Raw genomic sequence first — 557 nt, forward strand, 5'->3', positions numbered from 1 at the left:
TGAGTCCACCTTTGATATCACCGCGCCGGTGAAGGACTTCGCAGGAGCGAATGAAAACTATGAAGGCTCCGAGCACGAGGGCATGGAGCATAACGAGATGAAGATGGATGACTCGGCTTCGGAAAGCGCTCACGATCACTAATGCCCCATGCAAAGACATCCACCACGTCACGGCCCTAGCCGGCGAGGAGTACTGTTCGGCGGGGCCGCCGCAGGCCTAGGGGCGATTGCTGCTCTCGGGATCGATTCGCTGACCAGCACTGCTGCGCCGGCTGGTGCTTCGGAGCCACTGCACTGCCACACCATGATTCCCTTCTACGGTGCCCATCAAGCAGGGATCACCACCGAGCCTCAAACCCACGCGACCTACATCGCATTGAACCTGCGTGACGCTCTTGACTGTGAGTCCCTAGGCCGCCTGCTGCGCTTACTCAGTGACGACGCGGCAAGGCTGACTCAAGGCCAAGCAGCCTTGGCAGACACCGAACCTGAACTGGGCGCGGTTCCCGCACGACTGACCGTGACCTTCGGATTCGGACCGAAGCTCGTGGAACTTG

The 557-nt window shown here is 60.3% G+C and carries 1 protein-coding gene; it reads left to right on the top strand.

Annotated features, from left to right (window positions below; all coding sequences use genetic code 11):
- Positions 1-304: 304 nt before the first annotated feature.
- A partial coding sequence (locus tag Q7C21_RS22685) for a Dyp-type peroxidase domain-containing protein (RefSeq protein ID WP_375151192.1) occupies positions 305-557 on the top strand: 253 nt, incomplete at its 3' end.

It is taken from the genome of Pantoea sp. ANP04 (genome assembly GCF_041982285.1).
Classification (GTDB): domain Bacteria; phylum Pseudomonadota; class Gammaproteobacteria; order Enterobacterales; family Enterobacteriaceae; genus Pantoea; species Pantoea eucalypti.